Genomic DNA, 9,258 nt, shown 5'->3' with positions numbered 1-9,258 from the left:
GGCATTTTTTATTGTGCTGACAATCAGTCGTCGCGGCTCATGATGCCGAAGATCTGCAACAAGCTGATGAACAGGTTGTAGATCGACACATACAGGCTGATGGTCGCCATGATGTAGTTACGTTCACCACCGTGGATGATCGCGCTGGTCTGGAACAGGATGCACACCGAGGAGAACAGCACAAAACCTGCGCTGATCGCCAATTGCAGGCCGCTGATCTGGAAGAACATGCTCGCAACCACAGCCGCCAGCAACACGAAGAAACCAGCGGTAATGAAACCACCCAGGAAGCTCATGTCCTTGCGGGTGATCAGCACGTAGGCCGACAGGCCACCAAACACCAGTGCGGTCATGGCAAACGCCGAGCTGACCACTTCCGCGCCGCCGGCCATGCCGAGGTAACGGTTGAGGATCGGGCCGAGGATAAAGCCCATGAAACCGGTCAAGGCAAACGCCGACACCAGGCCCCAGGCCGAGTCACGCAGCTTGTTGGTCAGGAAGAACAGGCCATAGAAGCCGATCAGCACGACAAAGATATTCGGGTAGCCGACGCGCATCTGCTGGGCCACGAACGCCATCACGCCGCTGAATGCGAGGGTAAGGGCGAGCAGGCCATAGGTGTTGCGCAACACGCGGCTGACTTCAAGCTGCTCAGCCTGCGCGTTACCATTCACTGCGTAATTCTGTTCGCGCATGGCGACACTCCTTCGGTTTTGAAACGTTCAGTCGCAAAGATCATAACAGACGCTCTGTAACAAGCGATGGCAAGAGTTTGACAGTGTGTTTCATTCGGGTATTATGGCGCCCGCTGAGACGGGATGGGCTACTATAATCCTGTGATGCACAAGGGAAATTGGCAGAGTGGTTGAATGCACCGGTCTTGAAAACCGGCGGACGTTAATAGCGTCTCCAGGGTTCGAATCCCTGGTTTCCCGCCAAGATTCAAACGAAAGCCCCGCACTAGCGGGGCTTTTGTGTTTCTGGGGTTTGACGATGCTTTCAGTTAAACACCTAATCGTTTCCGCATCATTTCAGGCAGTTTCCGCAACTCGATGTCAGCGGGTCGGTTTCACGATCTCCCCGACACGCCTGTAAACCGTCTCGGTTATGCGTTTGTCGGTGTGCCCCAGCAGTCGGCTGGCATCACCCAGGTCCAGGATTTCGCTGGCCGCTTTCGGACGGATGTCACGGAACTGGAACTGCCGAATACTCGCGGCCAACACCCCATCAGCTGCGCCCCTGGCGATGACGATTGCCTTGTCGCGCGCATCGTCAAAACGCAGTCGCAGCATGTGCTTGGTCACTTGCCTCCCGTCCTCCGTGACGATCAGATAAGGGTTTCGAACCCCCCGCGCGCGTCTCTGCGCAATCAGGCGCTCAACCAGCATGCCCAAATCATTCAGCGCACCGGCGGCCGTCAGGCGGATCCGCAGCTTCTTGGACGTCTTGCCTTGGGATACCTGCAGGAATTCGTTAACCGCGTCGGCCTCCCGCATTGACAGCGTGTCAGCCGGGCGCTGGGCAGTCAGGTATGCCAGATCCATTGCATCGCGCAGCTCTGAGGCTGCCACCGCGTATACAGCGCTCCAGATTTCCTCGCTGGCGTAGAAATCGCGCGGCGCCTCTTTGTTCTTACGCACACCGGCGGCGGGGTTGGCCTCAGTCAGTCCCCACTCGCGTGCGATGTTGTAGATGTGTGACAACAGGGAGATCTCCCGGTTGGCTCGAACCTTGGCGGTGCGACTGTCGCGGTACTGCGCAATAATCTGCGGCGTAACCGCATCGATAGGCGCGTCACTGAACAGATTGCGCAGCTGTTTCAGGCTCAGCCGGTTATCGCTTTGTGTCTTGGGCGCCTTGCCTGGGATGATCTCCCGCTCGTATCGGTCGAACACCTGGCCCAGGAGAGCGTTCTTTTTCGGAACCGGCTTGCAATCGAGCTTTGCCCATTCAGCCTTGGCGATATCCAAGTCACCCCCGAGCGGAATTTCCACCCGCTTCCCGTCTTCATTCCTCCCGTCGTAGTAATACCCAACCCACTCTTTGCCGCCTTTCAGCGTGCGCACGCGCCGAATCATTCGCGGCGGCAGGTCCCTGTTTGCCGCCTTTTTTGCTCGCATCGATTTATCCTACTTTTGACAGATCCAGTGACCAGGCTTCGGCCGCGACATTCTCTGCTGATGGTTTTACGCCTGCCAGTTTCATGCGGGCGTAGACGCGGCCTACTACAGGTCGGCGCGCGCGGGTCAGCACATACTTCCAGCCGTTTCGATTGAGCCAGGCGATCTGGCCTGACGGGATCATGTAACCGGTGATTGCCGCGATCTCTTCCTCGGCAAGGGTTTCGCTTTGAATTTCCATAGTGGTGTCCTTGCCGCGCTGGGCGGCAGAAAGTGGCCCACCGCTTTGCGGCAGGCACTTGTGCTTTAATGAGAAAAAATTCTTACAGGTGGCGCGAAATGGATAAGGCGTTTAGAAACCCTTTGTTTTTGACTGGGATCCCGTTGGTAATCTGCGGCATTGCGATGACTGCGACAGCCCTGTGGATTACCGGTTTAGTTTTGATGGTTTGTGGCTTGGCGAAGAGCAAGAAACAGCCTTGATGCTCACCGGCAGGCATGTAGGGGGATTGGGTTACAGCGCCATTTCGGCCTGGGCTTCTCGCTGCCAGATCGGGGAACTGTTGTGGGGCTCGATGCGGTCCGCGATGACGTTGGCGCGCTGGCCGGCAGTTGGTGGGGCGTACATGCCGAACCGGCTGATACTCCCGCCGTTCACCGCGGCGTTCGTGCTGTCGGCTGATGCGAATGGCAGACTTTGAAATATTGCAGGGTCTAGCATCCGAAGGCCGTGGAGGCGACATGCTGGTCGGCCTTGGTCGTCATCCAGCTTTCCGCCTTTCTTCCAGACAGAAAATGCACCGTTGTCGAACACGAACGACTGGCACACATCGGCCACGATGCCCATGTCGTCCTGGCGCGGGAAAGGCACCAGGGCATGCCGGCCGGCAAGGAACCGGGCGCCGTCCTGGCGGGTGCCTCCGACTGGCGTGCCGTGGTACGCAATCATCCTCTAAGCCTCACTGTTTGAATTTCAACGCCCTGGTGCGTGGCGATGATGGTCTGATCGCCGCCCAGGGATTCAGCCAGGCGGTCGGCGATCTGTTCGTGCCAACCCTTTTTGATCAGGGCTGTCGACGCGCGGATGTGCTCGACGTGGATCATGACCGTCGACTTCAGCTCTAGCCGGTAAATGATCGTCTCGCCATCGGAAGGGCAGACGGCTGCGAAGGTGTGTCGATAGATGTTCATGGCCTTGGCCCCTTGTAGATGAACACGTAGGCGAACCAGAGGGTGGCGATCATGGCATCACCCGCTTGATTTGCGCTTCGACCCATTCGCGCATCCTGGTCCAGCGCTCTTCCGGCGTTTCAGGCCGCCATCCGGTGGTGCCATCCGCCCTGAGCCCGTAAACGCCTGGGTGTTCGTCGTTCTCCCACACGATTTCCCGGACCATGGCTTCGGCCAGACCAAACTTGTTCGCGACGGCCTGCGAGTCATCTGGATCAATCACCGACATGTCCAGGCTGCGCGCATTGCCAACAACCCCAAGCGTGCAGAATTCGCCTTCCGCCTGAAGCTCTTCGGTCACCAGGCGCTTAACAGGCATTACGTCCATCGCTTCTGCCAATTCTTTCAGGAAGGCCTGGCCGCGCTTGCCCCGCAGCGCTGAGTTCACGGCGCCTCTCCAGCAGACCAAAGCCCAGGTGTTTTCGCCGTCATCGCAATATCCGCTGCGGCTCATGGCGTCACCGCCTGTCGCACCCACACGCAGATAGGGCCATCGTCAGTGTCGTGGATCGAAAAGATGAACCAGCCGGCACCAGCAGGTTGTGTTGGTGCCCAGGCCGAACAGTCGGCGATACCGCTGGCAAACCAGGCCGCCTGCAACTGATCCGGGGCGTCGTCCTCGAAATTCCGCTCACGAACCTCCAGCCCCCGATCTGTGAACCAGGCGTATGGAATCAGCTCATCATCAGTCGATGGCCAAGCTGGGTGGGTCCAGCAACCGGTGGAGTCACGTTCAACCGGCAGTGGCCGTATCAAGACAGTTTCTTCGGGCATGACTTCGTCCTTGCCGCTATAGCGGCTGACTTTGAAGGGGGAGGGGGGCGAAAGAGTGAGGCGCTAATTCCAGCGAACGTTGAGTTCTGAAATTTGTTCGTGCAGCTGCTCTATGAGTTCAAACCAAGAATCGAAACCATTTGATTCGTTCTGGACCAGGAACAGGTAATAACCTCCGGTTTCACCTGCGCGGTCATCCCGAACTTCTATCGCCCAACCGGCGTATTCGCCAGTCAAAACTGTTCCAGTACGAATGATCAGCATGGGTTGGTCGGAATCCAGTGAATGTCTTAAATGGCAGCTGTACTTTTTACATCAGCTTGGAAAATGTTGGTACTGCGGCATTCTCCCTCGTTACCAGTTCATGGGCATTCACAACCGTCATGCCGAGGCGTTCGGCGATCAGGACTTCCAGGCGGGCGCCTTGCGACTTCTCCCAGTCGGGTAGCAGGGCGATCACACCGCAGAGGCCCAGGCGGGTCAGGTCGTAGGCCATGTAGTCTGCCCACTGGGCACCCTCGACGATGCCGTGGTCTGCGGGGTTCTCGACTTCGTAGCCTTGGGCGCGCAACTGATCGGCCACGGCGTTGAAGGCCGGGTAGTTGAAGTCGTCGAAGCCAGTCATCGGACCCGCCACGTACACACGGTTGGCGCGGGCAGCTTGGAGCGTGACACCGGGCAGCACGAAGGCCTTGATGCGATCTACCGCCCGATCAATCGGCGCCTGGATGAACGACGGCAACGGCTCGTTCGCTGGTGGCGTTGTTCGAGTCACGGCGGCGATCATTCCGACCAGTGAGTCAGTTACTACGCTGCGAATGTCTGGCTTGCGGTTTTCTGTAGGCATGAGGAGTACCTGCCTGGCCATGCCCGGGCGGTGGAGTAGATTGATTTGAACTGCTGATTCCACCAGATGCCGAAACAGCTACCACCCAGAGGACATAACGATGACTGAAGAAAAGAAGAACGAGACGGAGCAAGAAACCCCGGCGCATTCCACCGAAGAAGAGCGGGAGCGCCTGAAGGACTTCAACAAAGACGGCATACCGCCTGGCGCTTGCTGACCAGCTCGCCAACTGATGCAATAGCCGCCGGCCACCCAGCGAAACGCGGTGACGGTCTTGCTCTTGCCGATTGCCGGTCCATGCCGGGTCTGTGAAGGGGAGGAGGGCGGTCAGGCGATTACGGATAGCGCAATGGCGTCCTCGCCGCCGCGCGCGATGCCTGCGTGCAGTTCAACTTTGCTGCCAGCGAGCATCCCGGCGATTTGAGCATTCAAATCCAACTCTACGGCTTTGCTTTTCCTGGATTCCCCGATCTCTTTGGTAGCGAGATATTCGCTGATCAGTGCCTTGTCCTGCGCCTGAATTGCGACTAAGTCTTGGCCGGTGGCGGGGCTCCCGAGCGGATCATCTTCGCCTTGAGGCACAAGCGCTTTCAGCTTCGCTTGAACCTCCCAGACCCACGCCAGTGCAAAGTGATCGCCGGCAGTTTCTGCCGAATACTGGCTGCGATGAACTCCAGACCTGACGCCCGAGCAGTACTCCTTGCGCGCCTGTGTAAGCTTGGTGTGCAGTGCCTCATACGCGTACAGGGCGATGTTCTGGGCGGGAGAAACGCCGACGAATGTCGCGCACTCAATGATTTGGGCTTTTGCGGAGCACCACGTCCGGCGCCGCAGAGTTGTGCAGCTGAATGCTTCTGCTACAGCGATGCTCAGCTGCCGATCCCACGCTGGTCGACGTTTGGCGCGGAACAAGGCCGACTCAACCTCACCTACGTCGCTCAACTTCACATCCATTTCAGTCAGCCGATATTCGCGCATCAATGCCTGCGCCTGCCGAAGTGCCGTTGCAGCTTCGTTCTCGTTGGCGCTCTGGGCTAGTGCCAGGCAGTGCTTGATTTTGCGGATCGCGCGCTCAAGCTTCTTTTCGTCGATCTGTTGTGCGGACATAGGGGATGCCTCATTTGATAGCTTTATGCGATCATTTTGAAAAAATGAAATGGAGGTCACGTGAACAAGAAGCCAAACAAACTTTCAACTACGCTCACGAGTTTTTGGTTCTATTCGAGCGCGAGCATTCTGGTGTCGCTGGCGATAGCGATTTTTTTTTATCGTTTGAAATTTAGTGGCGGGTTGTCAGATAACTCCACTGACTGGTCAAACTTCGGGAGTTATATGGGAGGTGTTTTCGGGCCTCTAGTGTCTTTCGTGACATTGCTCGCTGTGCTTAAGACGGTTTATATGCAGCGAGAATTGCTAGACACCCAGAAGCAAGAGTTTATAGCGCTGAATAGCCAACAGGTTTCATCGCTCGAACGACAAGATGCACAGTTGAAAATTTCGATAGAAGAATCTCAGAGATCTTCAGTCCAAGACTACCTATCAAATCAATTTAAGCTGATTGATGTGTTGATCGCGAACCAACAACGGCAAGCAGAGGCGATGTCTGAGGCGGCGCTAAAAATCTTCGAACTCGATCATGGCTCTTTGGCGCAGAGGCTAAAGGCGGCCGAACCCGCACTTGCAGATAAAGATAAAGCGCTAGGGAATGTTAAAAGCCTTATTGGTTTATCTGTGGAGCTCTCAGTCTCAGAGTTTACGAGTGCTCAGGAGATCCTTGCTCTAGTTGGGCCTCGTTTATTAAAAATTCTTGATTTAAATGTTGAGGTTGAAAAAGGGAGCCAAACACTTGAGTAGGTGCGGCGCCAAATTACTATGTAGGGCGTTGCTAGATGGGGAATAGTGTTACTCGCAAAGCCCGTAGGCTGAGGAGCAGATGTTCTGGCTGTCGGTGCGGGCGATGAGGTCGACCATGTCGAATTGGCGGCCGCCCCGCGCGGTGTTGCTCCAGTCGACGATCCTGTCAATTCCGTGCGTGACGGCGCTCACCTTGTCATCTGACCGTACGGTGGGGTCAGTGACGGTGGCGAAGAACGTGGCGGCCCCGAGCTTGCTGGCGATGCTCACCAGTCGCTCCCACTCGCGCACCCGGTCAACTTCCTCTGGCCACCGGGACGCGATCTGCCGGAGCTCGTCTTTCGCACACATGATGCAGGGCATGCAGCCAACGCGATTGCAGCCCTGCAGGTACAAGGGATTGGGTTTGATGCCGGCGGCCCGGTGAGCCTCGAAGACGGAGTCAACTGTCCACTTCAAGATGGGCCGGTAATTGAACAGGCCGCCTCCAACCTCCTCGCACTCAGGCAGGTATTTTCTGCTCAGCGACTCGTCGGCCCGCACGCCCTGCCAGGACAGCAGCATGTTTTGTCCGTCCATGAGCGGTAGGTATACCTGCTCGATGATTGGATTGCGCTTGAGTTCGTCGGTGCAGAAGCGTGCTTTGGTGCTGGGGAATCGGCCTTTCCACAGGCAAAGGTCCAGGAACGGGTTGCCAGTCGGGTGAAGGACTTCCAGGGCGCCAAGCACCACCGATTCCGCTACACCTTTTTCGCGCCACTTGGTCTCGATGAACTTGCGCTTGCCGGCGATCTGCCGGGAGAAGTCTGCCTTCACCCACCGGATGGGAACACCAGTGGCTTCAGCCAGATAGTGGATGTAGTCGTAAGTCTCTGGATGCTCATGCCCGGTGTCGGCGACGACAGCGCTGAGGTTCGACACCTCCAGCTCGCGGGCGACCAGCAGAGTTGCCGTGCTGTCTTTACCGCCGCTCATGCTGACGATGTTGTGAGTAGGCATAGGGGATCCTCGCCGGCTGGCGTGATTCGTTTATGGGGGGGGGTGTTCAGGCTGTTCGTGATCTGTGGTGCGCAAACTCGCCTTGATGCTGGTTGGCTGCTGATAGGTATGCGGCATGAGCCTGCTCGGGCGTATGGAAGTAACCCAGGCATGTCTGCTTGCCATTGATACAGAGTTGAGCCTTCCACTTGTGATCAGTCTTGCTGTAGCACACGCCTTTCAGGCCTGACGCACCACGACCAGGCACATTTGCGTTGTTCTGCGCTCTGGTGGCGGCCCTCAGGTTTGTCTGTCGGTTGTTACTCCGGTCTCCGTCTCGATGGTCAATTGGGCCTTCCGGCCATGACCCCGTGATCAACATCCATGCAACCCGGTGCGCGCCGTAGGTTTGTCCGTGGAGCTTCAGGTAGACATAGCCATCGGGCTTTATTGATCCAGCCGCTTCGCCTGCCTTGCGACGGCAGTGATCTACCCTCCAGGTGAACAAGCCGGTCTCTGGGGCGTAGGCGATCTTTTCTTTGAGCAGCCGCGTGCGCTGCTCTGAGTACATATCCGGCATGTCGTCACCGAGTTGGGTAGTGGATCTCTGGTTTGATATGGGGTACTACGGGTGACCGGCATAGTGACGGCACGAAAAAGGATTTCTAAGATGGATACGTTGGGAATTGTCAAAGTTTTGTTTGGTTCAGCCGCCGCAATATTTGGGCTTGCTTCCTGTGTATTGTGGCGCGCTTCCACCAAAGCAGAAGTTTTGTTTAGTGATGCCCCCCTCGGCAATACGGCGCTTACCTACCATGTTGATGGCCGCGAGATAGAGCTGGTTTCCAGCATGATGAAGCAAAGTAGAATCAGTGCGCGGGCAGCGAGTTGTGCTGCAATTGCGGCTCTGATGCAGGTTGCCCTGACCGTAATTCAGATTTCGGAGCTTTAGATACTCGACGCCCTGTTGAGCGCAACAACGTACTGCTATTCATGCGCGCCGAACTTTGAAGTGCAGCATCGCCTTGATGCTGTGGCAGTAATCCTGAAGCCGCTCATAGGCCTTGTATCTGGCCTGGCTTCGGGTTGCTGCCCACACCCGAACCAGATCTTCCCGAGCTTCCTTGTCCCAGCTCAAATCATCCCAGTCATGGTTGAACGGAAGGACCAGCCACTCTTTGAGCGGTAGGGTCGCGGCCATTTCGCCGTACTGAATTTCGTGGGTCGGGTGGTAGTTTCCGATGCGCTTCTTCGGGTCATCATCCAGCACCACGCCGATGTAGTGGCCGCGATCTGCCAGGATGACACCGGGCTTCCCGTAGGCAATGACGCGGCGGCCGATTTCGGCCGGCACCTGATAGTGCTGCCGGACGTACGCGCAGTTGTGGGTCATGGATTATCTCCAGTCAGGCGCCGCCCTCCGGTTACCGGTGGTGGCATTTTGGTTTGTGTTGG

The 9,258-nt window shown here is 57.0% G+C and carries 15 protein-coding genes and 1 tRNA gene; 3 read left to right on the top strand and 13 right to left on the bottom strand.

Annotated features, from left to right (window positions below; all coding sequences use genetic code 11):
* Nucleotides 1–23: 23 nt before the first annotated feature.
* On the bottom strand, nucleotides 24–695 hold the full coding sequence (locus RB216_RS17340; protein WP_016977342.1) for a Bax inhibitor-1/YccA family protein: 672 nt from the start codon (nucleotides 693–695) through the stop codon (nucleotides 24–26).
* A 152-nt stretch (nucleotides 696–847) separates the two neighbouring features.
* On the opposite strand from RB216_RS17340, the gene RB216_RS17335 reads away from it, so the two are divergent.
* A tRNA-Ser gene (locus tag RB216_RS17335) sits at nucleotides 848–938 on the top strand.
* 117 nt (nucleotides 939–1,055) lie between these two features.
* Here the strand turns inward: RB216_RS17335 and RB216_RS17330 are convergent.
* The 9 genes from RB216_RS17330 to RB216_RS17290 all read right to left on the bottom strand — a co-directional run bounded on the left by RB216_RS17330 (nucleotide 1,056) and on the right by RB216_RS17290 (nucleotide 6,078).
* Nucleotides 1,056–2,120, bottom strand: coding sequence for a tyrosine-type recombinase/integrase (locus tag RB216_RS17330; RefSeq protein ID WP_308907656.1), 1,065 nt, complete (start codon nucleotides 2,118–2,120; stop codon nucleotides 1,056–1,058).
* A gap of 4 nt (nucleotides 2,121–2,124) precedes the next feature.
* The gene (locus tag RB216_RS17325; protein WP_068936822.1) at nucleotides 2,125–2,361 is read right to left on the bottom strand and encodes a DUF4224 domain-containing protein; all 237 of its coding nucleotides are present in this window, start codon (nucleotides 2,359–2,361) and stop codon (nucleotides 2,125–2,127) included.
* A gap of 273 nt (nucleotides 2,362–2,634) precedes the next feature.
* Entirely contained in the window at nucleotides 2,635–3,069 is a 435-nt protein-coding gene (locus RB216_RS17320; RefSeq protein WP_308907655.1) for a hypothetical protein, read from the bottom strand.
* Nucleotides 3,066–3,311, bottom strand: a complete 246-nt coding sequence (locus RB216_RS17315) for a hypothetical protein (protein ID WP_308907654.1) — start codon at nucleotides 3,309–3,311, stop codon at nucleotides 3,066–3,068. The genes RB216_RS17320 and RB216_RS17315 overlap by 4 nt, the downstream gene beginning before the upstream one ends.
* A gap of 49 nt (nucleotides 3,312–3,360) precedes the next feature.
* Nucleotides 3,361–3,804 carry a hypothetical protein gene (locus RB216_RS17310; RefSeq protein ID WP_308907653.1) on the bottom strand — a complete coding sequence of 148 codons (444 nt, stop codon included), beginning with the start codon at nucleotides 3,802–3,804 and terminating at the stop codon, nucleotides 3,361–3,363.
* On the bottom strand, nucleotides 3,801–4,124 hold the full coding sequence (locus RB216_RS17305; protein WP_308907652.1) for a hypothetical protein: 324 nt from the start codon (nucleotides 4,122–4,124) through the stop codon (nucleotides 3,801–3,803). Before RB216_RS17305 ends, RB216_RS17310 begins: the two co-directional genes overlap by 4 nt.
* 63 nt (nucleotides 4,125–4,187) lie before the next feature.
* The gene (locus RB216_RS17300) at nucleotides 4,188–4,388 is read right to left on the bottom strand and encodes a hypothetical protein (protein WP_308907651.1); all 201 of its coding nucleotides are present in this window, start codon (nucleotides 4,386–4,388) and stop codon (nucleotides 4,188–4,190) included.
* 46 nt (nucleotides 4,389–4,434) lie between these two features.
* Entirely contained in the window at nucleotides 4,435–4,971 is a 537-nt protein-coding gene (locus RB216_RS17295) for a DUF4406 domain-containing protein (protein ID WP_308907650.1), read from the bottom strand.
* Between the two features lie 327 nt (nucleotides 4,972–5,298).
* Nucleotides 5,299–6,078, bottom strand: a complete 780-nt coding sequence (locus RB216_RS17290) for a DUF2786 domain-containing protein (protein ID WP_308907649.1) — start codon at nucleotides 6,076–6,078, stop codon at nucleotides 5,299–5,301.
* A gap of 60 nt (nucleotides 6,079–6,138) precedes the next feature.
* Here RB216_RS17290 and RB216_RS17285 point away from each other — a divergent pair, with 60 nt between their 5' ends.
* Nucleotides 6,139–6,825 carry a hypothetical protein gene (locus RB216_RS17285; protein WP_308907648.1) on the top strand — a complete coding sequence of 229 codons (687 nt, stop codon included), beginning with the start codon at nucleotides 6,139–6,141 and terminating at the stop codon, nucleotides 6,823–6,825.
* Nucleotides 6,826–6,873: 48 nt separating this feature from the next.
* Here the strand turns inward: RB216_RS17285 and RB216_RS17280 are convergent, their stop codons facing one another.
* Nucleotides 6,874–7,824 carry a phosphoadenosine phosphosulfate reductase domain-containing protein gene (locus RB216_RS17280; RefSeq protein ID WP_308907647.1) on the bottom strand — a complete coding sequence of 317 codons (951 nt, stop codon included), beginning with the start codon at nucleotides 7,822–7,824 and terminating at the stop codon, nucleotides 6,874–6,876.
* A gap of 46 nt (nucleotides 7,825–7,870) precedes the next feature.
* Nucleotides 7,871–8,383, bottom strand: a complete 513-nt coding sequence (locus RB216_RS17275) for an HNH endonuclease (RefSeq protein ID WP_308907646.1) — start codon at nucleotides 8,381–8,383, stop codon at nucleotides 7,871–7,873.
* A gap of 90 nt (nucleotides 8,384–8,473) precedes the next feature.
* Between RB216_RS17275 and RB216_RS17270 the strand changes: the two genes are divergently transcribed.
* Entirely contained in the window at nucleotides 8,474–8,755 is a 282-nt protein-coding gene (locus tag RB216_RS17270) for a hypothetical protein (RefSeq protein ID WP_308907645.1), read from the top strand.
* A 39-nt stretch (nucleotides 8,756–8,794) separates the two neighbouring features.
* Here RB216_RS17270 and RB216_RS17265 read toward each other — a convergent pair whose 3' ends face one another.
* Nucleotides 8,795–9,196 (bottom strand): hypothetical protein, encoded by a 402-nt coding sequence (locus RB216_RS17265; protein WP_308907644.1) that lies wholly within the window; start codon nucleotides 9,194–9,196, stop codon nucleotides 8,795–8,797.
* Between the last annotated feature and the right edge of the window lie 62 nt (nucleotides 9,197–9,258).

It is taken from the genome of Pseudomonas canadensis, assembly GCF_030980095.1.
GTDB classification, from domain to species: Bacteria; Pseudomonadota; Gammaproteobacteria; order Pseudomonadales; family Pseudomonadaceae; genus Aquipseudomonas; species Aquipseudomonas canadensis.
The sequence above is the reverse complement of the archived record's forward strand: the minus strand, read 5'-3'. Positions and strand labels throughout refer to the sequence as shown.